We start from the raw sequence: 24,110 nt of genomic DNA, 5'->3' as shown, positions 1-24,110 counted from the left end.
GGCGTCCCCCGCAACCGGACCCACCCCGCCATCCCTCAGGAAACCCGCTTTTGCTTTTGCTTTTGCTTTTGCTTTTGCTTTTGCTTTTGCTTTTGCTTTTGCTTTTGCTTTTGCTGTTGCTGTTGCTCCTGAGGTTGCCGGCCAGCGGCCGGCACTACCGCTTCGGCGGGTGCAGGGCGCAGCCCTGCCGACCCACCCTCTTACTGCGGCGGATCGCGGGTGATGTGGATGTCGGTCGGCGTGGACAGCGGGATGTGCCGCTCGGCCAGGATCTGCAGCAGGCTGAAGTAAAGATCGCTGCGCGTGCCATACACCTGCCGCGGGCTGGCCACGTAGGCGAAGCTGTTGATGGTGATCTGGCCGCCAGCGATGCTGTCGATGTACACCGACGGCGCCGGCTGCTGCAGCACTGTGTTGTGGGCACCGTAGGCATCCAGCAGCGCCTGCCGAAGGCCCGCGACATCGGTGCTGGCCGGCACCGCGAACTGGATCTGGATGCGCCCCTGGTTGTTGCCCATCGTCATGTTGCGGATGGTCTTGGTGATCAACTCGGAATTGGGCACGATCAAGGTGGACTTGTCGCTCACCTGGATCTCGGTGGAACGCACGTTGATGCGGCGGATGTCGCCTTCCTGATCGCCCAGCTTCACCCAGTCACCGATCTTCACCGGCCGCTCGGTCAGCAGGATCAGGCCGGAGACGAAGTTCTGGATGATCGCCTGCAGGCCGAAGCCGATACCTACCGACAGCGCACTGACCAGCAACGCCAGGTTCTTCAGGTTCAGGCCCATGGCGGTCAGCGCCCACAGCGCCACCAGGATGATGCCCACGTAGCGGGTGATCGTGCTGATTGAATTGCGCGCGCCCAGGTCCAGTTCGGTCTTGGGCAGGTAGGTGTCGGTCAACCAGCGCTGCAGCAGCTGCGTCAGCCCCAACCCGACCAGCATCACCAGCAGCGCGATGGCGATACGTGCGGGCTTGAGCGTGATGTCGCCGATGGGGATGCCGTTGGCCAGCGAAGCGACGCGCTCAACCACCGAGCCGATGTTGCCGAACGGCGCCGCCAGCGCCAGCAGCGCGATCAGCACCACGAACGTGCGCAGCACGGCAGACAGCAGCACACCGGCCTGCTCCAGCCGCGACACGCTCAGGCCGGTGCTGAGCAGGATGGTCTGGCCGACCTTGCTGTCGGCGTTGAGCAGCCAGGTGGAGAAATCGTCGACGAACTTGAACAGCAGCGTCGCCGCCAGCACCACGATGCTGCCGCCGATCAGCTGCTGGTTGACGAACTTGGCGAAGTTCACATAGCCCATCAGGGTGGCGATGATCGCGGCCACCACGGCGACGTTGCCGGCCACCCGTGCCAGCACCAGCCAGCTGCTGCGCCGCACCGGAACGGCCGCGCCCTGGCCGTCGGCCTGCGCTTCCAGCTTCGCCTCGGCCTCGGCGGTCTGGCGCCGATGCAGGCGCGCCAGGGTCACCAGCATGGCCATGATCAGGCCCAGATAGGTCAGCGCGATCACGCCGTCCAGCGCCACTGTAGTGACCTCGCTGGTGCGGGTGGCGCGATCGATGGCCACCAGCACCGTACTCAGCCAGGCCAGTGCCGCCGCACCCCAGGCATACTTGCGCAGTTTCAGCGCGGCGGTGTCATCCAGGTTCAGCAGCCGCCACGACGGCCGCTTGGGCACCAGCAGGCAGGCGCTGAGCGCGGAAATGAAGGCCGCGGCAAACGTCGCCGCCTGTACGCCTTCGGCCACGCTCTGCAGACGCGGTGGAATCGCGCCGATGGCATCCAGCGCAGCCACCAGCACCACCACGGCGTAGCCGGGCAGCAGGGTGCCCACCAGCAGCAGCCACATGGCCAGACCGGAGCGGCGCAGGCGGCCGTCGGGGGCGCGCTCTGACGCAGCGAACCGGCGCCCCAGCGCGCGCAGCCACAGGCGCAACGGGAACATCATCACCAGTGCCGCCGCCAGCCCCAGCAGCAACGTGCCCCAGCCATGGGTGGCAATGGCCGTGGTCAGTGCGGACCGGCCCTGCTGGGCCAAAGGGGTGACCCGGGCGATATCGTTCGGCAACTGGTCGGCCACCTGCCGCCACAGCGTTGGCGACAGTGGCGAGGCGACCTTGCGCCCCAGTTCCTCGGTGCGCTGCGCGTTGCGCTGCTTGTCGATGTCCGCGCTCAACTGCTGCGCACGGACGGCACTGGACTTGGCCTGGGCAATCGATGCCGCCAGGGCATCGCGCTGGCGCGTCAGCGTGCGCCGCTGCGCCGCCAGCTCCGGTGGTTCAGTGGTGTCCTTGGGCGCCTCGCCCAGCTGCGTCAGCTGCTCGTTGAGCTGGTCCAGCTGCGGCTGCAGGGTCTTTTCCAGCGCCTCGGCATCGCGCTTGGCCTGTGACGCATTTTCCGAAAGCGTGCCCAGCGTTTCGATGGCTTCGGCGTCGTTGCGCTTGCGTTCCACCGCCTTCAACGCGTTGTCGATATCCGCCAGCTGCTGCTTGGGCGTGGGGTCGTCATCCTGGGCCAGCGCCGGCACAGCCAGCAGCAGCGTGCAGCACAACAGCAGGGCCAACCAGGGGCCACGCACCAGGATCGTTCGGAAGAAGGAAGACAAGCCAGCCATACCGTTTTGCGCGGACCACCGCGCCTGCGCGCGACTATACGGCAGGTACCGTAAACGGCGGATGCGCGGGCGCTGGCCGCTGGCTGCGGCTCAGTACTTCAGGCGCAGCTCTTCCACCTGCGGCTGCTGCAGCGCGTACCAGTCCTGGAATTCTTCCTCGGTGATCTCATCCGGCGCATACACCGCGATCGGGTGCCAGGCGTGATCGGTCGGCAACGGCTGGCGCGGCCCGGCGCGCAGGCTGTAGGCCACGCCTTCGTAGTCCACCAGATCGTCCACCTGCGGCCACTGCTCGCGGGCGAACTGGGTTTCACTCTTCAACAGGATCACCTGGTACATCGGCACCTCCACTTCGGTTGGATCGGAAAAACGCGGCGCTGGCCGAAGCATACCGCTGCGCCGATGACGGCACGCGCTCCGCCGGGGCGACGGAATGTTCTGGACATGGCCCTCGCCCCGGCTTCACCCGCCCGTGGCAGTGTCCTCGGCATCGTGGAGGTCCTCTCCTGCCACGCCTGACAATGACCGACCTGCCTCCCCTGAAGACCGTCACCGACCTCAAGCTGCCCCGCTACCTGGGCACCTGGTACGAGATCGCCCGCCTGCCGATGCGCCACGAGCCAGAGGGCTGCACCGACGTGTCGGCCCATTACCAGCTGCTCGACAACGGCAACGTGGGCGTCACCAACCGCTGCCGCATGGACGGCGAGATCGAGGAAGCCACCGGTGAGGCCTGCGCGATCGACAACGACAGCGCGCGGCTGGAAGTCAGCTTCCTGCCCAAGGGCCTGCGCTGGCTGCCCTTCGCCAAGGGTGACTACTGGGTGATACAGGTGGCGCCGGACTACAGCGTTGCCCTGGTCGGCAGCCCGGATCGCAAGTACCTGTGGCTGCTGGCACGTGAGCCCCGGCTCGATGCCACCGTGCAGGAACATTATCTGGCCAGTGCACGCCTGCAGGGCTTCGATCTGTCCGAACTGATCCAGACCCCGCATACCGGCCACCCCACCGCCTGAGCCTGACCTCGCATGGACCTGAAGAGTGGTTACCCGTGGTGGGCGGTGCGCAACGGCCTGATCCAGGCCTTTCCGCCGCTGGAACAGGATCTGCAGTGCGATGTGCTGGTGGTCGGTGGTGGCATCACCGGCGCGCTGATCGCCGATGAGCTGTCGGCCCATGGCCACGCCGTTGCGCTGATCGAGCAGCGTGACATCGGCTGGGGCAGCACCGCAGCCAGTACCGCGTTGCTGCAGTACGAGATCGATACCCATCTGCTGGAGCTGGCCTCGCAGTATGGCCAGGACGCTGCGGCGCTGGCCTACCAGGCCTGTGCGGACGCGATCCCTGCATTGGGCGAGGTCGCGCGCGGCCTGAAGGACGTCGACTTCAAGCAGATGGACAGCCTGTACCTGGCCAGCCGTCGCCGTGACGTACCGCGGCTGATGGCCGAAGGCGAGGCGCGCCGTGGTATCGGCCTGGATGCGCGCTGGCTGGACCGGGATGCGCTGCAGGAACGTTTCAGCGTCGATGCCGGAGGCGCCCTGCTGACCCGCCAGGCCGCACGGGTTGATCCCTACTGCTTCACTTACGGGCTGCTGCGGCGGTTGCAGCGGCGCGGCGGCACTGTGCATGACCGCACCGTGCTGCATGCCCTCACCCCCACCGCGCGCGGCGTAACCGCGCGTACCGAATCCGGCATGCAGATCCGCGCCCGCCACGTGGTGCTGGCGATGGGCTATGCCAACCAGCAGTGGCTGGACCCGCGCGTGGCCCGCAACCGCAGCAGCTATGCGTTCATCACCGACCCGATCAACGCCGATGAACTGGGCTGGCTGCAGCGCACGATGGTCTGGGAGAGCGCGCGCCCCTACCTGTACCTGCGTGCCACTGGCGACCGCAGGCTGTTGGTGGGCGGGCTGGACGATGCCATCGATATTCCCGCCCGCCGCGATGGCCGGGTGGACAGCAAGGCCCGCAAACTGATGAAGCAGCTGCTGCAATGGTTCCCGCACCTGCAGCCGACCCCGGCGTTTTCATGGGCGGGCACCTTTGCCGAGACCGCTGACGGCCTGCCGTTCTTCGGGCCGCATGCGCAATGGGGACCGCGGGTACAGTTGGCCATGGCCTACGGTGGCAACGGCATCACCTATTCGATGATCGGCGCCGGGCTGCTGCGGGCGCGGATCGAGCGGCGCCGGCACCCGTTGCAGGACCTGTTCGGGTTCGGGCGGTTGTAGCGTGAAGCCAGGCATGGCCTGGCTCTACCGCAAGCGGGCGCCGACAGGCATCATTCAAGCAACGCCTGCTAGCGTCGGCCTGTACCGCCGCGTGCTGCGCGGCCCCTCTGCGCTGGAGTGCCGTCATGATCCGCCCCCTGACCCTGCTGCTGTGCCTGGCCGCCCTGCCCGGGACCGCGTTGGCTCAGTCCGCCGCCGGCGCCACCGCGCCGCAGGCGTCCGGCCTGGACCTGTCCGTGCCGCAGACGCCGATGCGCTATCTCAACGATCCGACGCTGCAACAGGATCCGCCCGGCACGTTCTACGGCGACAAGACCGGCCCGCGCGTGCACGGCGACGGCAGGATCGCCGACGTGCAGGACGACAAGGTCAAGGTCTCCGGCAGCTTCACCACCGGCATCGGCTATGCCAAGAATTACGGCAATACCCACTACAACGCCGCCACGCTGAATCTCAGCAAGAACTACACCAACGATGAAGGCAAGACCCGCGGGGTCAACGTCAACATCCACGTGAGCGAAGGCAAGGGCCCGGGCTTCTTCGGGCCGTACGGCGGTGGTGGGTATTACGGGGGTGGCCCGGGCTATTGGGATTATCCGCCGCCTTACGGCTGGTAACCCCCGCGTCGGGCCTGGGCCGACCAAGGTCGGCCTCTACTGGTAACAGCGGAAGGTAGCGCCGGGCCATGCCCGGCGGCCTGATGCGTCCGCTGCGCTCGCCGGGCATGGCCCGGCGCTACCAGCGACACGCCCCATCCCGAAGCAGGCGTCAATCCAGCCAGCCATCGCGCTCGCTGTGCAGGATGCGGCCGTCATGACCGCTCAGGCGCACTTCCACCTTCTGGTTGCGGGCATTGCGCGCTTCCAGCGACCACGTCGCACCATCGCGTTCCAGCGAATGGATCTCGCGCAGGCCCTGCGACTGCGCCTTGGCCAGCACCTGCTCGGTGCTCAGCCGCGCACGCCCATCGTGCTCGTCGAAGATCTCGCCGGTCTTCGGGTCCACATACACCTCGCTGAAGCGACCATCGGCACGGCTGACATCGGCTTCCCACAAGCCATCATCACGCTCGATCTCATGGATCTGGGTGTAGCCGGCCTTGCGCAGCGTCTGTTCGACCTGGGCCATGCCCAGCGGCGCGGCCTGTACGGCGGGGGCCACGGCCAGGGCGACAACGGTGGCGAGGGTGAGCGACTTCAACATGGGGGTTCTCCTGTTCGGTGCCGGACCATCCCGGCAACGCCACGATGCACGGCGTGGTTAACAGCGGCTTAGCCGGCGCTGTTAGCCAACCGTTAGTCGGCCGCGGCACACTCGCGCCTGTCACTTGTTCCCATGTTCCCAGCCACTCACGTGCCGATCCTGCCCTCCCTGTCCCTGCTGCTGGCCCTGGCCAGCGCCCCGACCGCCGCCGGCCCTGCCCAGGACCCGGCGCAGCAGGTCGCGCGCCGCGCGGTGCAGCAGGGCCGCTACGTGCCGCTGGAAGGCGTGGTGCGCGATGCACTCAAGCGCCACCCCGGCCAGCTGCTGGAAGTGGAACTGGACGATGGCGTGTACGAAGTGGAGATCCTGCGCGCCGACGGCGTGGTGGTGGAGCTGGACTATGATGCGCGCAACGGCAGGCTGTTGAAGACGGAGCTGGACGACTGATGCGCATCCTGTTGGCCGAAGACGATGCCGCATTGGCCGAGCGCCTGCAGCCGCTGCTGGAACAGGCCGGTTACGTGGTCGAGGTGGTGGCCGATGGTCGCCAGGCCGAGGAGATCGGCCAGGTGGAAGACCTGCAGGCCGCCATCGTCGATCTGGGCCTGCCCGGGCTGGACGGCCTGAGCGTGATCGAACGCTGGCGCGGCAACGGCCGCGACTTTCCGGTGCTGGTGCTGACCGCGCGCGGGCGCTGGCATGACAAGCTGGCCGGCTTCGACGCCGGCGCCGACGACTACCTGACCAAACCCTTCCAGGCCGACGAACTGGTGCTGCGCCTGCGCGCGTTGATCCGCCGCAGCCACGGCCATGCCAGTCCACGGTTGCAGTGCGGTCCGCTGCAGCTGGACGTCAATGCCGGGCGCTTCGACCTGGATGGGCAGGCGTTGGCGCTGAGCCCGCAGGAATTCCGCCTGCTGAGCTACTTCATCCACCACAGCGGCCAGGTGATCGGCCGCGACCGCCTGGGCGAACATGTGTTCGATGGCGGTCATGACCCGGATTCGAATGCGCTGGACGTACTGCTGGGGCGGGTGCGCCGCAAGCTCGGCACCGACCTGATCCAGACCGTACGCGGCCAGGGCTGGCGGTTGGCCGCGCCGTGAGCCGGCAGCCGTCATTGCGACGCCGGCTGCTGTTGGCCGGTGGCATCGGCCTGCTGCTGGTCTCGGCACTGGCCAGTGCGCTGCTGGGCGAACTGTTCAAGCGCAGCGCGCGCGACCGCCTGGACAACGAACTGCAGCAGGACATGCTGACCCTGCTGGCGCAGGCCGAGATCGATGCCGATGGCCAGCTGCAGCTGCGCCAGGAACCCAACGATGCGCGCTTCCAGCGCGTGTTCTCCGGCGCGTACTGGCAGATCGCCGATGGCAGCGGCAAGGTGCTGCTGCAGTCACGTTCGTTGTGGGACCAAACGCTGCCAGTGGCCGCCACTGGCCCGGCCGAACGCAATCTGCCGGGCCCGCTGCAGCAATCGCTGCGCGCGCGCGTGCAGCCGGTGCGCCTGCCCCGCGCCAACCAACCCTATGTCGCCGTGGTCGCCACCGACCGCAGTGCACTGGATGCGGACGTCGCCGCATTCCGCCAGCGCAGCGCAATGGCGTTGGCCGTGCTGGTGGCGGCGTGGCTGGCGGTACTGGCCAGCCAGGTACATTTCGGCCTGCGGCCCCTGCAGCGTCTCGGTGCGCAGCTGGAACGCGTGCGCCGCGGCGATGCACAGCGCATCGATACGGCCGGATTGGGCGCTGAAATCGCACCGCTCGGCGAGGAGCTCAATACCCTGCTCGACCACCAGCAACGGATGGTAGGCCGCGCCCGCACCAGCGCACAGGATCTGGCGCATGCGCTGAAAACACCGCTGAGCGTGCTCGCCGCCGAAGCCGATGGCGAGGGCCGCGTGTGGCGCACGACGCTGCGCGAACAGGGCGCACGCATGCAGGCCAGCGTCGATCGCTACCTTGCCGCCGGGCTGACCGCCGACCATCGCGAGCGTACGCCGGTAGCCACGGTGGCGCAGGCGCTGTGCGGGTTGATGGCGCGCGTGCATGGCGACCGTGCGCTGCAGTTCCAGGCCGAGGGCATTGCCGACGACCTGCAGTTCGCCGGCGCCAGCGCCGACCTGGAAGAGATGCTTGGCAACCTGCTCGACAACGCCGGCAAGTGGGCACAGCGGGAGGTGACAGTCACTGCGCGCGTGGACGACGAACAGTTGCGCATTGATGTGCGCGACGACGGTCCGGGGCTGGCAGCCGAGGCGCTGGCGCAGGTGACCCAGCGTGGCGTGCGGCTGGATGAGCGCGAAAACAGCAGCGGCCTGGGCCTGGCCATCGTCGGTGATATCGCCGCCAGTTATGGTGGACGGCTGGCGCTGGAGAATGCACAACCGGGATTGCGCGCCACGTTGTGGTTGCCGATGGGGTGACGCGCCGCTGCGCTCGCCGGGCATGGCCCGGCGCTACCGGATCATGCGCCACCCGGAGCATCAACGGTGATGCATCCACCAGCAGTCGATGGCATCGAGCACGATGTGGATCATCAAACCGATGCCCACCAGTCGCGTTTTCTTCGGCACGCACAGCCCGGCATACACGGCAATCGCCGGTGCGGTATGCAGCGGGTGGAAGCCGATGCTGCAGCGGTTCGGGGCGTAGATCGGATCGGCCAGCAGATGGTCCAGGTCGATGATCCAGCCCAACAGCAGCAACAGCCACGCCGAGGCGAAGCGCTTGCGCCAGAACAGCCATGCCAGCAGGGCTGGCACGGCGGCATGCAGGAACAGATGGAAGATCGCGCGGGCGCTCATCAGCACCGGTAGCGCCGGGCCATGCCCGGCGTTCCCGTCACCCTCAGATCAACGGTTCATCGGACAGGTAGGTGTAACCGGTCAGGCCCGCTTCCAGCGCTTCGGACAGCTCCTGCGCGCGTTCCGGCGACAGGTCCGCCGATGCCACGCGCTCGGCGTAGGCCGCACGCAGGTCATCCAGCTTGTAGCCCACATAGTCCAGCATCACGTCGGTGGTATCGCCGCGGCGCTGCTGGGTGATGGCGTAGCCATCGGCATCGGCCAGCACTTCCACCGCGTCGGTGTCGCCGAACAGGTTGTGGATGTCGCCGAGGATTTCCTGGTAGGCACCGACCATGAAGAAACCGATGCGGTAGCTCTCGCCGTGCTTGATCGCGTGCAGCGGCAGCGAGCTGTCCAGGCTTTCGTTCTCGACGTAGGTCTTGACCATGCCATCGGAATCGCAGGTCATGTCGGCGATGATGCCGCGGCGATCCGGCATCTCGTTCAAGCGCTCGATCGGCACGATCGGGAACACCTGGTCGATCGCCCACGCATCGGGAATCGATTCGAACACGCTGAAGTTGACGAAGTACTTGTCGACCAGGCGCTCGTTCAGTTCATCCAGCGCCGGGCGATGGCTCTTCTCGTCGTAGCTCAGGCGCGCACGCACGCCATGGGCGATGGCATAGAACAGATCGTCGATGCGCGCACGCTGCGGCAGGTCGATCTGGCCCAGCGCATAGCTGGACAGGCCTTCGGCGTGGAAGTGCTGTGCTTCCTGGAACAGTTCCACCGCCGGACGCACGTCCAGTTCTTCGTGGATCTCGCGCAGGTGGCGGATCGAAGCCGGCTCGTCATCGTGCTGGTCCGGCACGCGGCCTTCCTGCGCCTGTTCCACTTCAGACACGTTGGCGATCAGCACCGCGTGGTGCGCGGTCATCGCGCGGCCGCACTCGGTGACGATGCGCGGCGGGGTCAGGCCGTGTTCTTCGCAGGCATTGGCCAGCGGCTGCACGATGTTGCTGGCGTACGAATTGAGGCCGTAGTTGATCGAGCAGAAGCTGCGCGAACGGGTGCCTTCGTAGTCCACGCCCAGGCCACCGCCCACGTCGACGTGGGTGATCTTCGCACCCAGCTGTGACAGCTCGACGAAGTAGCGGGTGGCTTCGCGCATGCCGTTGGCGATGTCGCGCACGTTGGAGATCTGCGAGCCCATGTGGAAGTGCAGCAGGCTCAGGCAGTCGGCGTATTCGGTATCGCGCAGCGACTTCCACAGGTCCAGCAGCTGGCGCGGCGACAGCCCGAACTTGGCCTTGTCGCCACCGCTGTTCTGCCACTTGCCGGCGCCCAGCGAGGCCAGGCGCATGCGCACGCCCAGACCCGGCTTCACGTCCAGCGCCTTGGATTCTTCCAGCACCAGCTTCAGCTCGGACGGCTTCTCGATGACGATGAAGGTCTGCAGGCCCAGCTTGCGGCCGATCAGGGCCAGGCGGATGTACTCGCGGTCCTTGTAGCCGTTGCAGACGATCAGGCCACCCGGGCGCGACAGCGCCAGCACGGCCATCAGTTCCGGCTTGCTGCCCGCTTCCAGGCCGAAGCCCTCACCGTGGTGGCTGGCCAGGGTGCCGGCCACGCCGCGGTGCTGGTTCACCTTGATCGGGTACACGGCGGTGTAGCCGCCCGGGTAGTCCCAATCCTGCTGGGCCTGGGCGAACGCCGCCTGCAGCTTGCCCAGGCGCTGGCCGAGGATGTCCGGGAAGCGCACCAGCAGCGGCAGCTTGGCACCGGCCGCGCGCGCGGCATCGACCACCTTGGGCAGCGACACCACCGGGCCATCCGCCCCGGTCGGTCTCACCACCATGTGCCCGGCCTGATCCACGTCGAAATAGCCATCCGCCCAGTGCGGGATCGAGTAGGTCTTGCGGGCTTGGTCGAGGGACCAATCGGTCATTGCAGTCGGCCTTGTGGCAAATAAAAGGGGGGGCATGATAACGCCTATATGCCCACAGGTTCGTTATCATGCGCGCCCGCGCCCGTGGCAGGTCTGAACCTGAACGGGCCGATCCGTCCGGATGCGTGGCACCCCGCCTTCAGCCCGGCTCCATCCCCTCCGAACAGGAATGCTTTCCCATGACTGACAACAGCAACTGGTACATCGAACACTTCGAGCGCACCGGCTCGGCCATCGGCTACCGCATCACCGGCAAGCTGGACGAAGTGCAGTCGCCGTTCCAGAAGATCGAGATCTTCCAGACCACCGACTGGGGCAACCTGATGACCATCGATGGGGCCATCATGCTGACCAGCAAGGACAACTTCTTCTACCACGAGATGATCAGCCACCCGGTGCTGTTCACCCACGCTGCGCCCAAGCGCGTGGTGATCATCGGCGGCGGCGACTGCGGCACCCTGCGCGAAGTGCTCAAGCACAAGGGCGTGGAGAGCGTGACCCAGTGCGACATCGACGAGCAGGTGACGGTGATGGCGCGCAAGCACTTCCCGGAACTGTGCGATTCCAACGACGACCCGCGCGCCGAGCTGATGTTCGACGACGGCGTGGCCTACATGGCCAACTGCCCGGCCGGCAGTGTGGACGTGGTGATCGTCGATTCGACCGATCCGGTCGGCCCGGGTGAAGGCCTGTTCAACAAGGCGTTCTACGAGAGCTGCTTCAAGGCCCTGAAGGACGACGGCATCCTGGTGCAGCAGTCCGAGTCGCCGCTGATGCAGCTGGAGCTGATCAACGAAATGCGTACCGAGATGGGCAAGGCCGGCTTCGGCTCGTTCAAGACCCTGCCGTTCCCGCAGCCGTGCTACCCCACCGGCTGGTGGAGCGTGACCCTGGCGCGCAAGGGCGACAGCAGCTTCGACTTCCGCCAGGCCGATTCGGCCGCCAAGACCTTCGATACCCTGTACTACACCGCCGCGCTGCACACCGGCGTGCTGGTGACCCCGCCGTTCGTGAAGGCGGCGTTGAAGTAAGGCGTGCCGACCAACGGTCGGCACCCACCGGGATTGGGATGTGCCAACCAAGGTTGGCACCTACCAAAGCAAAAACCCGCGCTGGCGACAGCGCGGGTTTTTTCGTTTTCCGGTAGCGCCGGGCCATGCCCGGCGGCGGTCCGCTCACAGCGCCCAGATACCGGCGATCACCGCCACCACCAGGCCCCACTTGATTACCTGATAGGCCACCACGCTGCGCTCGCGCAGCGCCTTGGCCTTCAGCCGCACCTTGTACACGCTGCCGAAGGCCTTGTTGACGCCACCGGTCGGGTCGCCCGGCAGGTTCGGCGAGGCGCCACCGGCCAGCAGCGTGGACGCCACCAGGCGGTTGAACAGGCCCGGCAGGCCGAAGCGCAGCGGGCGGGCGATATCGCAGAACAGGATCACCCGGTCATCGGGCGTCTCGTTGTGCGCATGGTGGATGTAGGTCTCGTCGAACATCATCCACTCACCGTCGCGCCAGCTCTTCTTGATGCCGTCCACTTCGATGTAGCAGGCATCGTTGTTGGGCGTGGCCAGGCCCAGGTGCAGGCGCAGCGAACCGGCGAACGGGTCGCGATGCGGGCGCAGCTCGCTGCCCGAGGGCAGCTGCGCGAACATCGCCGCGCGCACGTCCGGCAGCGATTCCAGCAGCGCGGTGGTCTTGGGGCACATCGCCTTGGCCGACGGGTGCGAGGGGCCGTACCACTTCAGGTAGAAGCGCTTCCAGCCGCGGCGGAAGAACGAATTGAAGCCGGCATCATTGAACGTGCTGGAGGCAGCGATCGCCTGCGCATCGCGCAGCGCCAATGCCTCGTCGCGGATCATCTGCCAGTTCTGCCGCAACGGCTCCAGCTGCGGAAATTCCTTGCCCGGGTCCAGGAACGGCGTGGTCGGCACCTTGGAGAACATGTACATGACCACGTTGATCGGGGCCATGAAGCTGGAGTGGTCCAGCAGCTGGCGCGACCAGCGCGCACGGACCTTGCCACGGAAGTGGATGTACAGCACGCAGGACACGAACAGCGCCGCAAGTACGATTTTGATGATCAAAGCACTTTCCTCCAGCACGCGCCGGACAGGGAAACAGGGCGATGCGGCCGCAGGGCCGGCATCAGTGGGGGAACGCGGCAGGAGACGGGGACGTGCCGAGTGGGTGCGGCCGTCGATGTCGCGTGTAACAGCTTATGGTCGGCAGGCCGTGCGCCGGGGTCAAGCCAGGCGTGCGTGGGCCGCAGCGCTGCGCCGCGAGCGCTGTCGTCCGCATTTGCAAGCTATTGAAATCAAATTGCTTTTCGAAAAGTGAGACAGAATTGTCCGAAAAAGCGCGACGAACTGTTCCAGCCACGGCGCCGACATTTCTCCGACAAATCGTGGAATAGCGAACTTGCCGGTACTAAAATTGACTTAACGAAAGTTTAGCCAGTTCCCCCCGTCGTACCGGTTCGCTTGACGCTTCAGCGCCGCCCACCGGGTCGCCCGAGACCCCCATGATCCCTTCCATCACTCCCTCCCCGTCCTGCGGCGATGACGCCGTGGCGCCGCTGCTGCTCAAGCGCGGCGAGCGCTTCCTCGCCCCCGATGTCTACCGCACCTGCCTGGACGGCCGTCCGGCGGTGGTGAAGGACTACTCCCGCTACCGTGGCACCCCGGTGTCGCCGATCGCCCGGCTGATGGTGCGCCGCGAGGCACGCATGCTGGAGCGGCTGGGCGGTTGGAAGCACGCCCCGGCCCTGCTCGGCACCCTTGGTGGCCTCGCACTGGGCATGGAATTCATCCCCGGCCAGACGTTGAGCACCGCGCAGGCCGTGGGCAATGAAGTGTTCGAACAGCTGCAGCACGCGCTGAGCCGCCTGCATGCCGCCGGCATCACCCACAACGACCTGCATGGCACCAACGTGGTGGTCAGCGCCGGCGTGCCGGTACTGCTGGATTTCACCTCGGCCTGGCGCGTACCGCGCTGGCTGCGCCGCAACCCGCTGAGCCGGCAGCTGAGCCGCAGCGACATGAAGAACCTGCTGAAGATGCGCCAGCGCGTGACCGGGCAGGCGCCGAGCCCTGCGCAGGCGGCGCTGGTGGCCGACCCCGGTTGGGTGGCGGCTGTGCGCCAAGGCTGGAAGCGGTTCTACAAGTGGGCCAAGCGCCGGTAGCCACCGCCCCGCTTCACCGGTAGGGGTCGAGCTTGCTCGACCGCTCTTCGTTCCGGCGACGCAAAACCCCGCCGGTCACATCCCTTCAGCGGCTTACAACGCGTCCGCGTCCAGCTCACCGGTACGAATACGCACCACACTGCCCAGGTCGTACACGAACACCTTGCCGTCGCCGATCTTGCCGGTGCCCGCCGCCTTCACGATGGCTTCCACCACCAGCTCCACCTGATCGTCGGTCACCGCCACTTCCAGCTTCACCTTCGGCAGGAAGTCGACCACGTACTCGGCGCCGCGGTACAGCTCGGTATGGCCCTTCTGGCGACCGAAGCCCTTCACTTCCGTCACCGTGATCCCGGTAACCCCGCGCTCGGCCAGCGCTTCGCGCACGTCGTCGAGCTTGAACGGCTTGATCACCGCCATGACCATCTTCATCGTCTATCTCCTGTATTCCGGCGTGGAGGATAGCGCCTGAACGCGGCCGGTGCGAAACCCGCCGCGCCTGTCCGGCGGCCCGGGGCCGGCAGTATCCTTAGCGCCGAACAGCCGTGGCCGCGCCGGATGCGCAGGCCCACCACCCCACGGAGCACCCCATGATCGACCTGAACCAAATCGATGACCTGGCCCGTCGCCTCAGCGACCTGGTGCCGCCGGGCCTGCGCGAATCGCGCGAGGAACTGCAGGCCACCTTCAAGAGCGCGCTGCAGGCGGGGCTGGCCAAGCTGGACCTGGTGACCCGCGAAGAGTTTGAAGTGCAGCGTGCGGTACTGCTGAAGACCCGCGAGAAGCTGGATGCGCTGGAAACGGCGGTGCGCGAGCTGGAAGGCCGCGGCAAGGCAGAATGAAAAAGGAGGCGCGCTGCGCCTCCCACTTACAGATTATTTCCCTGAAGGGGCCTTGCCGCAAGGCCCGCCCGGCGCCCTAGACTCGCCGGCCTGTCGATCCGGCAGGACAGTCAGGGGCAGTGCCGATGGCGCAGGACACCGAATGGACACCCGTTTCGCATGACACCTGCGACCAGGTTGCCGGGCCGTTCTATCACGGCACCCGCGCTGACCTCGCGGTGGGCGAGCTGCTGAGCGCGGGCTTCCGCTCCAACTATCGCCACAGCGTGGTGATGAACCACATCTACTTCACCACGATTGCCAAGGGCGCCGGGCTGGCTGCGGAGATGGCCCGGGGTGAGGGGCGACCGCGTGTGTATTTGGTGGAGCCGACCGGGCCGTTTGAGGACGATCCTAATGTGACCAACAAGAAGTTTCCCGGGAATCCGACGCGGTCGTATCGGAGTGTGGAGCCGTTGCGGGTTGTTGGGGAGATTACGGAGTGGGAGGCCTACGATGCGGAGTTCGTTCGGCAGTTGAGGGCGCTTGTTGCTTCGGGAAGTGGAGAAATTATTAACTGATGGATCGAAATGCGGGCGCAGCAGGCGAGCGTATTCCATTCGGCATGTCCGAGGACGCCCCAATTTACAATGGCGCCCGCCTAGAATCTCGCCTTTCATCTGTCGCGTCCCGGCGTCGATCGGTTCGCTGAATGACGTGATGTGCCAGTCACAAAATCGTGCACCCGAATCAACTTCAGCCCAATCGTTTCAATCCGCCACCATCTATCGATGCAGACCAAATCGTTATTTTTGATAAATTCTATCAAAATGCAACAATCGCCTGCGAAAACAAAGTCAACTTGAATCTAAGCAAGCCTTTTCCGAGTAACGTCAAATGAATTTTCCGACAAAGTTGACTGGAAAACTTGCACGCCGAGGCGCTTGCCAAGGTCGGTAGCCTCCTCAACAAGCGCAGCCTGCGCGCGCAGTCCCAGAACCAGCTCCGAGATAGCTTCATGAGGTACGTTAAATAAACACACATCGTACGGGCTCATACTTATCCGCTTGTCCGCGCCAGAAAGAAGAGCCACAACGCGCTCCTCTTGCTCATACTCCCAGTCTTGTGATTTTGTCCAAATCACCTTTAAATCAATTGGCTGCCCCCTAACGTGCGACACAGCGACCCGCTGCTTTGAGTATTCAACTTCATGCAAAGATCGTTCTGGATCGCCCACCTCCCCCTTGGTTTTGAAGAAATCGTGGTCGCGATTAAAACCCACGCAGAATCCAGCATGAGAATTGGTGTAATGGGACCACATCAGCGAGCTATTCCAGCGACGGGACAACGACAATATCCCGATACTCGAATTTATCTTGGCCTTTGCGCCATTAAAGAAGAAGCCGACAAAATCACTAAAATCAAGTTCCGTTCGCCTCATTGAAGCCGCGTAGACTTTCTCTCTTCTCTTCCGCTCCAGCCGCCTCTCATTACGCCCCCCTGCCACAGGTAGGGCCCTTTCCAATTCCTCACGAAGCAACGTCTCACGAACTATCAAAAACTGGCTTCTAGTTATCGTAGGAAGAAGCTCGAACGGGTCATTCAAATCATCCGGCTGAGTGAACCTTAAAAGCCCATCCTTGAGGTAGCTTACACGATCTGGAGGTAAGTATTTATATAAATTATTCACACCAATTTTCTTCCATTTAACAACACCAAAAAAGCCATCCAGAAATTCCAACGGCAACACTATTCACATGAACACGGCTCCGCGATTTCTATTTGTCAAATGTCAATGGATAAATTAAATTATACGCACCTAGAGCCCACCTTCGGCAAGAAATTCCCGCCCCCTTCTCTCACTGAGGAAAAGGCGCGCGATCTTGTTCGCAACCATGGCCTGGCTCACAGAATTGAAGGACAGCAACCGCTGCACACTGGCGAAGAAGCGGCCGATTTTTTACTCAGCCCCATGAGTCCATTGTTTGAAAGCCGCGCACTGAGATATCAGCCCTTGTGCGAGGGTCGACTCATGAGTAGAGATCCCCGCGCAACACCAGTCAGCGTAAGATCGCCACGCTCAATCCAGCTTGGAGATAAGCGCTCGACCGATGCAAAGCGGATTGGCCACCGGCATCGGGAGAATGTGCCCACACTCAGGAGGGCTGCGACAGCAGCCCACCAGATGGAGCGCCTGACCACCAACAAGGCGTAGCCTATTGTAGAGGCCTGTTGCTGAAGCAGAGGGGCAGCCGCTTTCGATGACTAGCAGATATCTGCAGCAGCAAGCTTAGGAAGCAGCTCCGCCAAGAACGTTGCGCTCGTAAATGCTGCGTACGCTTGCCAGCCATCTGATTTTTCAGAGTCAGCGAAGTCGCAGACGGACTTGATGACGAGCGGCGTTGCACTACATAGCTCTGCCGCAGCCATCACTGCATACGCCTCCATCTCCACGCCTATTACTTCACGATGCCCCTCTGCGATTGGAGCGATGGCACCATCATGCGCTAGCACTGACGCACCGGAGGCCATCGGGCCAATGTGCAACGCGAGCCGCCCTGCAGGAACCAAGCCATTCCATTCTGCGGAAACGGCCGCACAGAGCCTCGCATCCCTGCACTCGGCTTGAACGATGGCTGCGACATCACCTCTTAACGCGCTTTGATATGGTGCCGCCCTAAATACGGGCAGGGGATCTGTCCCTTGCACATGCTTTCCGCTTCCCCAGTCCCACGTCGGATCCGCCACGATGATGTCACCCAAATTTACCTTCCCGCGTACTCCCGCACAGATACCAACCATCGCCAAGACCTTCGGCTTGAATATTTGCGCGACCTTCGCAGACAGTGCCGCAGACATCGGCATACCTTTTCGGGGGGCACAAGCCGCGACCAAGTTTAATTCTCGAGAACCAGCCTTTGTTTTGCCCAAATAGTAGTGCGTCGGATCGCCGGGAACCATATGTTGCACCCAGCCAAAATTCAACTTCAACACCGCGTCGAGTTCTGGCGTACTGAGTGCAGTAATAATAGCTACGTCGACAACGGGGGTTCGATGCCGTTTACCTCTGTCAATAATGTAGCCAACACGTCCTACGAGAATGTCTATCCAGCCATTGCCTTCTGCTGTATGGAAGTGAAGAGAAGCGCCTCGCGAGGTCGCCTTCGCGACAGCCTCATGCTGCAATTCCTCCTGCGCCGTAACGAACACTATTTCGTCTGGCAGGGTGACTTTGTTGTCAACCTTTAACATATCAAGAAGATCGAACCCAGAATCAGGACTTGGGGGATCGCCCAAGCTTTCCGGGAGATTCACATCAATCAGCGCTATGTCGAAGCGATGCTCCCTCATGCGCTTACGAGCATCCACCGCATTGCTCACATGTACAATTTCGACTGCATTGCCGTGACGCGCCTTCAGCGGAGACACGATCGATGAAGCCTTGTCCACCTGATCGTCGACAAGAATAATTCGCACGCCAATCAATTTATTATCCCTTCCAGTAGTTTAGTCAAGTTGGTCTTCCAAGCGTCCTCAGTCTGACTGTAGTAGACGTGACCTAAATAGAAGGTCGGGAAAGACTGCGCCATTTCTGATGCGAGATCTTCAATAGATACTCGACTCTGCCCCTCACCGAACCCATCGAACATCGTGACTATGATCGTCGGCATCATCCTTTGTCGCATTTTCATCTGCATCAGAAGGTCCCGGCCGGCAAAGTTCTCCTGGGCCCCTCCAGACGGTTCACCGGCGCCCACGTCAAAGTTCGGCATGCTCATATCCAGAAGAACGACGTCGTATGCCACGTTTCGGTTGCATATGGCTTTGAGCGCGGAATTGAATGATCGAGCCTCGTCAACTTGTATGTTTTGACTGAGCCCAACTACAAAATCTCTAATTTCGACAGACTTATCTGCGTCATCTTCAATTAGGAGAATTTTCATCCTGAGCCTGAATGTTGTAAGAAATTTCCACATAGAAGCGATCGTCGTCGGAGAAACCAAAATCCAACCGCGGATCCTCATAGAACGGAGAGTTGATAGATCGCCAGAGTTTACGCAATCCACTTCCTCCTTCGACCTGCGCAAGCCTTAGTGACTCGCTCTTGCTGAGACTATCTCTAATTGAGGCTACGTTCTCGCGCTGCACCGGACTAGGAACACTGCCTGCTAGCGAGCTAACGATTCGAGCGGAGTACCTGGTTTGGCTTATTTCGAACGTCACGTTTACGTTCAGTGCCTCACCATCAAGACCCGAGTGCTCAACGGCATTAGAAAGTACGACGTAGAATGCGTCGACCATCCCGTCCAACGTGCGACCCGGAAGCCTAACCCCACCCTCGTATGAGCCGACGTGAACTCGGGGCACTTGAGAGGATTCCGAAGCCGTCTTTGCGATCATGTTCTGTGCGATGTCGACCGGAAGGTTCGGCTGATAGTCCTGTCGGTCATATACTTGGCTTCGGTGGAACCAGAGTGAGACCTCATCGAGTTTCATCCTGAGCTGAGTCCGAGCGCGCGCTATCGCGTTCCTTAAATCGCCAACGGGCTGACTATAAGGCAAGCCGTGAATGCTATCCGTGAGCTGCTCAAATGCATGATTGAAAGCCGGCTTAATTGTGCCATCAAGAAGCTCCCTAACCATGAGAAGGTTCTCGTCAGTTTTTTCCCACAGATTGTCAATGCAAACATCAATAAACTCGTCCATGGATCTTGACCGGATCGCATAGCGTTGCATAAATCGCCTTTCAAGATTGGAAGACCTGTATATGAAAGCAGCCTTATGATCTTGCCTCACATCTTTTACGCCGTGAGAGATGGCTATCTGCAATCGTTCGTCTCGCAGCTCATGCAAAATGCGGTCGAACTCCGATGAGAATATTGCCAAAGCTTCGGCAATCAGGTCTCTCGCCACCGAATCGTAGGACTCGAACTTATCATCCCAGTGCTTATTCCGCTTATAGCCCTGGCCGGTCGGATTTCGGGTGCTTATCAAACGGTCGTCCGCCAGAGGTTTCCTGAGCGTATTAGCGAGCACACCATGTCTGACGCGAGTGCTCAGGTACGCATTTAGCCCGTGATCTCCTCGCAAGAACTCATGAGTCACCTCGGTGAAGATTGAATCGAATTGATTATCAGTCTCCGTTTCAGCTTCGTCGACAAGGTGCACACTGGAGAGCGCCCTACTTATTGAAATGCTCTCAGTCATTGGAATGTCCATGAGAGCATCTGCGATTCGCTCAACAACAGCGTGTGATGAATCACTTATCGCCCCAGCGTTGGCTTTGTATCGAGAGTATTGCCCCCCGATCTTGGACTTCAAACTTCTTTTTATCGCAGCTATATCGACGTACACCTTACTCTGCTCCAAGAGAGAAGTTCCCTTAGAGATTTCCTGCTGTTTCACTCTATCGCGAATTTCATCGAGGTATCTTGTCGCATTGTTAGGGTCGATGGATGCAAGCTGCCTACATACGTTTATACGCGCCTCGACGATGTCCTCTGTACCGTTATAGAGAAGAGTTTGCCTCATCACTTCCGGCGTCCATACGCGATCGAGATAGAGCACTGCTCTAGCCCTATTCGCCGGACCCAGAAAATCTACGACGTCTGCCGGACCATTAATATTCTTGTGCTCTTGAAACCTCTCGAATGAGAACCTTAACTCTGCTAGTCTTGCATCGGAGGAGAAGGCATTGAAGAGCTCGAAGCTAAGTGGGACGTCAATTGTGGTGGGCCAGTCCTCCGCGTCTTTCAAGCCACTTACAACAAGATCAAGCGGCAATGAGGTCGGAACTTCCGGGTTCAAAATATGCGCATCCACTAGAAGCTCGATTGCTTCTTGCACATTCCCGGAGATCGCCTTAGCCATCGCCAAGGCAGTAGTTATTCTATAGCGCGCATCCGCTGGAGCACCCTGCATTAGAGCGGCTAGCTTCTCGATCGCCTCTAATGAGCGACCAGTCCGCATTATATTATGCGCCAAGTATGACAAGCGCCTTCTATTAGAAATGTGCGCAGCCGCAGATCCACCATCTGTACCGAAGTAGAGCAGGCTCACTGCGGCCAAAGTATTAACGTATATTCCGGATTCAATTTGGGCAGCGACCGCGGACCGTAGAGAAAGAGGTTTTGCACAGGCCAGAGTTAGTGGCGATAGCCACGGATCGTAGACAACAATTCCTCTTATCTGATCCACCACTGGTAGCGCAGACTCCTGCTGAAGGCTGGAGAGAACAACTCCGCGAAGGTAGAGCGCCCAGGAGTGTCCATAGTGAATATCTGCGGTCGAAAGGATGGACGTCGCCTCGCCGTAAGAGTGTTCGTCTAGCCTGAGGACGCTTATGAGGCTTGCGCAGAGAGCTGCCTGTGCCGCCGAAAGTCCACACACCTCACGATTTGATCTGACCGCTGCACGTGCGACTAGCGTTAGCATTGCCGCGTCAGTTGCGTCGTACTGAGTCAGGAATATTGTCCCGTTTCGCAAGACGTCTTCGTTTCGACTCTGGAAGTAGGAGTCAAAGATCTCCGCTCGGAATTTTGCTCTGGCATCGACGTCAATCTTAACCACACAGCCGAATGCGAGGGCCAGGGGCTCGACCCTACGATCCTTGATTCGACGATGAAGCAGAGCGAACGGCGTTTCGAGAGCCGACGAGACAGATGCTGGCAGTCGATCTGTTCCAGCCATATCTTGCAGGGTTGCGATGAGCGCCTCATAGTGGTCTATGACGCTTGCCTGGGCTTCAAAGAACAAATACGCCGATAGTTCGCTGGGATTCGCCGTAGATACATCACTCACTCTACTCGCCGCGTACTTCCTAAAGACGTCTGATACGTCATTTAGCTTAGCGAGCACCTCATCCTTGAGAAATCTCTTTGTTCCTCGACTCTCTGCCCTACGAGACAGGTAATGGATAAGAAATGCCGAAATTGACTTCGGAGCCGTCGAGTCAAATTGCTCTTGAACCCGCTGCCGTTCGGCAAGGGGAGCGTTGTCGCCGAGTGTTAACCAAGCTTGCGCGAGCCAAAGAGACACTCCGAATCTCTGCTCGTGCTCCACTAGTATCGCCGCCGCGCTGTCGAACTTGGATAGGAGCAAAAGAGATTCAAAGTTAACCCTGTCCGTGACGTACTGGTTTATTTCGGCGCTGTGCAGCACACATCTGCAGATTGCCCAAATTACCTCATTAACTGGACCAGCGGGTGCACCAGCAGCCTGCACCTCAAACATATCCTTGTATGTCCGTGGAAATGGTGCGCCGTGCACTGGAAGCAAGCGGCGCGGCTCCTTTATAAGCTTGGGAAATCGCTCAAATAGCTCTGCCGCGGCGCTGTTGACCTTTAAAAGAAAGAGCGACTCTCTCGCAAAGTCCCCCCCCTTAAGCACTGCGCCAATTGAACGATGCAGTGAGTGTTTCCGCTTGCCTTTACGAGCCATGATCTTCCTTGCCTTGAATTTAGCTGCGCGCAAGTGGACCGGCAGAAAACTCGAATCCATCGCACTTAGCCCCCTTAGCCTACTCTATAGCGGTATAGAGTCTGTTGGAAAGAGGCGGCACGTGTGTCTAGCCAGCATCGGTAGCCAGGCCGATGTAGCCACTGCAGGGCGATCGCTATCAGACCAGGTGGCGTAGCATTGTTGGCTTGAGATGCCTCTAGACTCGTCTCTACGAAGGGCGTTTGCATCTAGGCATGAGCCCCCACATGCCAGCCAGTTTGCCGCTAAGTAGCTGCTCAGCTTTTGTCATTCTGATCGCCTGCGTCCTGCACAATCTCGCCGTTTGACTTGCGAGTCCGCGTACATAGCTCTGCAATGAACTTGTGCATCTCTGATCTCGATTCGATTGCGGCGGCTGGTATCGCAGTTGACAGCTGCAGCGCGAGGGATCGTGCTAACGCGAGCTGGGCGGGCGCGGGTGTCCTACTCGTTGGCGACTCGCGTGGAACGGAACATCTCCGCGACTTCGCTGACATAAGCAATGGCATCCGGAACCCGGGTCTTTTTCAAGTAGCTCTTCATTCCAGCCACATCGTCGCGAAGCAGGAGATACTCAATCAGGTGGCCGATAGGCATGTGGAGCGTTGCGGGCAGATTGACAAGGTTGTCTGGCCCTCCGTCCGCCTCCGAATAGGCGGCCAATTTCTGCGCTATGTAGCTGAAGGTCTGAACTCGCTCGGCACTGATCAACTGAAGAAGTGCATCTGCCTTGATATTGGCGTGCCGCATCCACCATTCCTGTACACGGACAATGACCGGCTCGATCGGTGCCTCATGCTTGAAGGGCTGCTTCTTCAGGTACGCGTCCAAGGCGAATAGATAGTCGCGGTAGGCGGCAGAAGCCAGTAAGTCCGTCAGAGTCATGCGTGCAATCACAGCTTGGGAATTCCACCTATAACAAACGTGGATAGCATGGGTGAAGCCGTGACTTGCACATCGCCAGGAAGTGAAGCTCGCAACACGTGCTCTATTGCCAGTGCCATGAAGGACCGCTCGTCGAATGCTGTCGCATTTGCCGCACCCTGCGTCTTTGGCGGAAGGTTCTGACGACTCCGTTCCAGAAGTGCCAGTCTTCCCGTAACACAACGCTCTCGCCACTTTACACGCTATGCGACAATGCCAAAAACGTCTCAGGCTTTGGCGGCTTTGGCCCCAACCCCTTGGCATTCCAAACAACATCAGGCAACTCTGGTAGGGCCACCGAAAAGGGGTGGCCGGGCGTCGAAAACCCGATTGCTGTTGTTGTTTACGCTTGTCAGCCGGCACCACCACGCGTGGTGCCGGCTGGCAATCCGTCTGCCGGCTATGGCGGGCGGTGCGTGGGGGTCTTGTACCCGCCGGCCTTACAACAGCAACCGGTTTTCGAGCCACGCATCGTCCGCCACCCTTATCGGTGGCGGCTTCTGCCTGCTTGCACGGAGCCTGCCATGACCAAGCCGCACTCCCCTCCCCCGCGCCCCATCCAGGAAGCGCCCTCGCCCGCCCCTGCGCTGGACCCCAACAGCCTCATCGCCATCCTGCACAGCATCGGCGCTGGTGCTGCAGCCGACGGCCAACCCTGGCCCGAGCGTCACCACCTGCGCAGCCGGCAGATGCAGTTGTCCGACGCCGACTGCGCGCTGACGGGCCAGCGCATCGTGCAGGAGATCCTGCTGGCGGCCGAACGCACGCGCCAGAACGGCGAGCCCGACCAGTACGTGGGCGACCGGGTGATGGAGGGACTGGTAATGGCCGACATCGCACTCACGGCCTTCATCCACGAGCGGGTGCGGCCACAGGACTGAGGGCGCACTTGTGGGCGTGAC

The 24,110-nt window shown here is 61.8% G+C and carries 23 protein-coding genes; 11 read left to right on the top strand and 12 right to left on the bottom strand.

Features of this window, described 5'->3' with window-relative positions:
- Window positions 1-200: 200 nt before the first annotated feature.
- Window positions 201-2,627 (bottom strand): DUF3772 domain-containing protein, encoded by a 2,427-nt coding sequence (locus tag K5K93_RS14200; RefSeq protein WP_222388230.1) that lies wholly within the window; start codon window positions 2,625-2,627, stop codon window positions 201-203.
- A gap of 90 nt (window positions 2,628-2,717) precedes the next feature.
- Window positions 2,718-2,966 carry a hypothetical protein gene (locus K5K93_RS14195; protein WP_025874572.1) on the bottom strand — a complete coding sequence of 83 codons (249 nt, stop codon included), beginning with the start codon at window positions 2,964-2,966 and terminating at the stop codon, window positions 2,718-2,720.
- A gap of 182 nt (window positions 2,967-3,148) precedes the next feature.
- Between K5K93_RS14195 and K5K93_RS14190 the strand changes: the two genes are divergently transcribed.
- The 3 genes from K5K93_RS14190 (at window position 3,149) to K5K93_RS14180 (ending at window position 5,481) form a co-directional block, all read left to right on the top strand.
- Complete coding sequence (locus K5K93_RS14190) at window positions 3,149-3,643, top strand: lipocalin family protein (protein ID WP_032977226.1); 495 nt, start codon at window positions 3,149-3,151, stop codon at window positions 3,641-3,643.
- 12 nt (window positions 3,644-3,655) lie between these two features.
- Entirely contained in the window at window positions 3,656-4,864 is a 1,209-nt protein-coding gene (locus tag K5K93_RS14185; RefSeq protein WP_222388229.1) for an FAD-dependent oxidoreductase, read from the top strand.
- A 125-nt stretch (window positions 4,865-4,989) separates the two neighbouring features.
- Window positions 4,990-5,481 (top strand): hypothetical protein, encoded by a 492-nt coding sequence (locus K5K93_RS14180; RefSeq protein ID WP_025874569.1) that lies wholly within the window; start codon window positions 4,990-4,992, stop codon window positions 5,479-5,481.
- A gap of 151 nt (window positions 5,482-5,632) precedes the next feature.
- Here the strand turns inward: K5K93_RS14180 and K5K93_RS14175 are convergent, their stop codons facing one another.
- Window positions 5,633-6,067: a PepSY domain-containing protein gene (locus K5K93_RS14175; RefSeq protein WP_222388228.1), complete on the bottom strand. Its 435-nt coding sequence runs from the start codon at window positions 6,065-6,067 to the stop codon at window positions 5,633-5,635.
- Window positions 6,068-6,223: 156 nt separating this feature from the next.
- Between K5K93_RS14175 and K5K93_RS14170 the strand changes: the two genes are divergently transcribed.
- The 3 genes from K5K93_RS14170 to K5K93_RS14160 are packed head-to-tail and all read left to right on the top strand — an operon-like array spanning window position 6,224 to window position 8,489.
- On the top strand, window positions 6,224-6,514 hold the full coding sequence (locus tag K5K93_RS14170; RefSeq protein ID WP_025874567.1) for a PepSY domain-containing protein: 291 nt from the start codon (window positions 6,224-6,226) through the stop codon (window positions 6,512-6,514).
- A complete protein-coding gene (locus K5K93_RS14165; RefSeq protein WP_025874566.1) occupies window positions 6,514-7,173 on the top strand; it encodes a response regulator transcription factor in 660 nt (219 codons plus the stop codon). Before K5K93_RS14170 ends, K5K93_RS14165 begins: the two co-directional genes overlap by 1 nt.
- Window positions 7,170-8,489 (top strand): sensor histidine kinase, encoded by a 1,320-nt coding sequence (locus tag K5K93_RS14160; protein ID WP_222388227.1) that lies wholly within the window; start codon window positions 7,170-7,172, stop codon window positions 8,487-8,489. Before K5K93_RS14165 ends, K5K93_RS14160 begins: the two co-directional genes overlap by 4 nt.
- Before the next feature lie 60 nt (window positions 8,490-8,549).
- On the opposite strand, the gene K5K93_RS14155 is transcribed toward K5K93_RS14160, so the two are convergent.
- Together K5K93_RS14155 and speA are read right to left on the bottom strand one after the other, a co-directional pair.
- A complete protein-coding gene (locus K5K93_RS14155; protein ID WP_033832425.1) occupies window positions 8,550-8,870 on the bottom strand; it encodes a DUF6122 family protein in 321 nt (106 codons plus the stop codon).
- Window positions 8,871-8,913: 43 nt separating this feature from the next.
- On the bottom strand, window positions 8,914-10,803 hold the full coding sequence (gene speA, locus K5K93_RS14150) for an arginine decarboxylase (RefSeq protein ID WP_080149658.1): 1,890 nt from the start codon (window positions 10,801-10,803) through the stop codon (window positions 8,914-8,916).
- Window positions 10,804-10,982: 179 nt separating this feature from the next.
- Here speA and speE point away from each other — a divergent pair, with 179 nt between their 5' ends.
- Entirely contained in the window at window positions 10,983-11,834 is an 852-nt protein-coding gene (speE, locus tag K5K93_RS14145) for a polyamine aminopropyltransferase (protein ID WP_025874562.1), read from the top strand.
- Window positions 11,835-11,978: 144 nt separating this feature from the next.
- Here speE and K5K93_RS14140 read toward each other — a convergent pair whose 3' ends face one another.
- Window positions 11,979-12,884 (bottom strand): aspartyl/asparaginyl beta-hydroxylase domain-containing protein, encoded by a 906-nt coding sequence (locus K5K93_RS14140; protein WP_049465655.1) that lies wholly within the window; start codon window positions 12,882-12,884, stop codon window positions 11,979-11,981.
- 440 nt (window positions 12,885-13,324) lie between these two features.
- Between K5K93_RS14140 and K5K93_RS14135 the strand changes: the two genes are divergently transcribed.
- On the top strand, window positions 13,325-13,984 hold the full coding sequence (locus K5K93_RS14135; RefSeq protein ID WP_051585083.1) for an RIO1 family regulatory kinase/ATPase: 660 nt from the start codon (window positions 13,325-13,327) through the stop codon (window positions 13,982-13,984).
- 93 nt (window positions 13,985-14,077) lie between these two features.
- Here K5K93_RS14135 and K5K93_RS14130 read toward each other — a convergent pair whose 3' ends face one another.
- Window positions 14,078-14,416 carry a P-II family nitrogen regulator gene (locus tag K5K93_RS14130; protein ID WP_079223976.1) on the bottom strand — a complete coding sequence of 113 codons (339 nt, stop codon included), beginning with the start codon at window positions 14,414-14,416 and terminating at the stop codon, window positions 14,078-14,080.
- A 158-nt stretch (window positions 14,417-14,574) separates the two neighbouring features.
- Here K5K93_RS14130 and K5K93_RS14125 point away from each other — a divergent pair, with 158 nt between their 5' ends.
- Both K5K93_RS14125 and arr read left to right on the top strand, forming a co-directional pair.
- Window positions 14,575-14,826, top strand: a complete 252-nt coding sequence (locus tag K5K93_RS14125; protein ID WP_025874558.1) for an accessory factor UbiK family protein — start codon at window positions 14,575-14,577, stop codon at window positions 14,824-14,826.
- Window positions 14,827-14,951: 125 nt separating this feature from the next.
- A complete protein-coding gene (gene arr / locus K5K93_RS14120) occupies window positions 14,952-15,386 on the top strand; it encodes an NAD(+)--rifampin ADP-ribosyltransferase (RefSeq protein ID WP_222388226.1) in 435 nt (144 codons plus the stop codon).
- Window positions 15,387-15,673: 287 nt separating this feature from the next.
- On the opposite strand, the gene K5K93_RS14115 is transcribed toward arr, so the two are convergent.
- The 5 genes from K5K93_RS14115 to K5K93_RS14095 all read right to left on the bottom strand — a co-directional run bounded on the left by K5K93_RS14115 (window position 15,674) and on the right by K5K93_RS14095 (window position 23,169).
- The gene (locus K5K93_RS14115; protein ID WP_222388225.1) at window positions 15,674-16,546 is read right to left on the bottom strand and encodes a DUF2971 domain-containing protein; all 873 of its coding nucleotides are present in this window, start codon (window positions 16,544-16,546) and stop codon (window positions 15,674-15,676) included.
- A gap of 524 nt (window positions 16,547-17,070) precedes the next feature.
- The gene (locus K5K93_RS14110; protein WP_261311973.1) at window positions 17,071-18,282 is read right to left on the bottom strand and encodes a response regulator; all 1,212 of its coding nucleotides are present in this window, start codon (window positions 18,280-18,282) and stop codon (window positions 17,071-17,073) included.
- Window positions 18,283-18,287: 5 nt separating this feature from the next.
- The gene (locus tag K5K93_RS14105) at window positions 18,288-18,749 is read right to left on the bottom strand and encodes a hypothetical protein (RefSeq protein ID WP_222388223.1); all 462 of its coding nucleotides are present in this window, start codon (window positions 18,747-18,749) and stop codon (window positions 18,288-18,290) included.
- Window positions 18,730-22,245, bottom strand: a complete 3,516-nt coding sequence (locus K5K93_RS14100; protein WP_222388222.1) for a hypothetical protein — start codon at window positions 22,243-22,245, stop codon at window positions 18,730-18,732. Before K5K93_RS14100 ends, K5K93_RS14105 begins: the two co-directional genes overlap by 20 nt.
- Window positions 22,246-22,728: 483 nt before the next feature.
- The gene (locus tag K5K93_RS14095; RefSeq protein ID WP_222388221.1) at window positions 22,729-23,169 is read right to left on the bottom strand and encodes a hypothetical protein; all 441 of its coding nucleotides are present in this window, start codon (window positions 23,167-23,169) and stop codon (window positions 22,729-22,731) included.
- Window positions 23,170-23,732: 563 nt separating this feature from the next.
- Between K5K93_RS14095 and K5K93_RS14090 the strand changes: the two genes are divergently transcribed.
- Window positions 23,733-24,089, top strand: a complete 357-nt coding sequence (locus tag K5K93_RS14090; RefSeq protein WP_140228459.1) for a hypothetical protein — start codon at window positions 23,733-23,735, stop codon at window positions 24,087-24,089.
- Window positions 24,090-24,110: the final 21 nt, after the last annotated feature.

Origin of the sequence: Stenotrophomonas sp. DR822, assembly GCF_019793815.1 — a bacterium.
Lineage (GTDB): Bacteria > Pseudomonadota > Gammaproteobacteria > Xanthomonadales > Xanthomonadaceae > Stenotrophomonas > Stenotrophomonas indicatrix.
This window is presented reverse-complemented; position numbering and strand designations above follow the sequence as displayed.